This is a genomic window from Streptomyces sp. NPDC031274 (assembly GCF_055570235.1).
Genome location: NZ_JBVIHP010000430.1, coordinates 1 through 1,083, shown reverse-complemented (window position 1 = coordinate 1,083; position 1,083 = coordinate 1). Strand labels below are relative to the sequence as shown.

Genomic DNA, 1,083 nt, shown 5'->3' with positions numbered 1-1,083 from the left:
CCTGGCTGCTCACCGCAGCCGTCGGGACCGGCGTGGAGGCGGCCGGATCATCGGCTCAGGCCGCCGCTGCGGCGGACGTGGTGATCACCATGCTGCCCGCCGGGCGGCACGTCCTCGGCCTCTACCGCGAGGAGGGGCTGCTTGCCGCCGCCCGGCCCGGCACGCTGTTCATCGACTGCTCGACCATCGACGTGGCCGACGCGCGCAGTGCCCACGCGGCCGCGGTCGCAGCGGGAATGCGGGCGTTGGACGCCCCGGTCTCCGGGGGAGTGGTGGGCGCCGATGCCGGCACGCTCACCTTCATGGCGGGCGGCGGCGATGCCGAGTTCGCCGAGGCCGACCCCCTCCTGGCGGTCATGGGCAGGAAAGCGGTGCACTGCGGCGGGCCCGGCGCCGGTCAGGCCGCGAAGATCTGCAACAACATGATCCTCGGCGTCTCGATGATCGCGGTGAGTGAGGCGTTCGTCCTCGGTGAGAGCCTGGGCCTGTCCCACCAGGCACTGTTCGACGTGGCCTCCACCGCGTCCGGCCAGTGCTGGGCGCTGTCCGTCAACTGTCCGGTGCCGGGCCCCGTTCCGGGCAGCCCCGCCAACCGCGACTACCGACCCGGTTTCGCCGCCCCGCTCATGGCCAAGGACCTGGGCCTGGCGGCCAACGCACTCGAAGCCAGTGGAATTCACGCACAACTCGGCCTGAAGGCAGCCGAGTTGTATGCCGCCTATGCGGAAGACGCCGGGGCGGACCAGGACTTCTCCGGGATCGTCAACACCATCAGGAACCACTCGGCAGGGGACGGAGACAGCGCATGACCACGGAGCAGTACGAGACGACGGCGGAGCCGTACGAGACGATCCGCATCGAGCGAAAAGGCCGCACCGCACTGCTTACACTCGACCGCCCCAAGGCCCTCAACGCACTCAACCTCCAGGTGATGAACGAGATCGTCGCCGCGACGGCGGACCTGGACCGGGACCCGGACATCGGCTGCATCGTCCTCACCGGATCACCGAAGGCGTTCGCGGCCGGGGCCGACATCAAGGAGATGCGGCCCCAGACCTACATGGACATGTACCTCAGCGACTG

The 1,083-nt window shown here is 69.7% G+C and carries 2 protein-coding genes; both read left to right on the top strand.

The features are described from left to right. On the top strand, positions 1-809 hold an 809-nt coding region (mmsB, locus tag ACZ5CR_RS46940), incomplete at its 5' end, for a 3-hydroxyisobutyrate dehydrogenase (RefSeq protein WP_468870185.1). Then, a partial coding sequence (locus ACZ5CR_RS46935) for an enoyl-CoA hydratase-related protein (protein ID WP_468870184.1) occupies positions 806-1,083 on the top strand: 278 nt, incomplete at its 3' end. The genes mmsB and ACZ5CR_RS46935, both read left to right, overlap by 4 nt.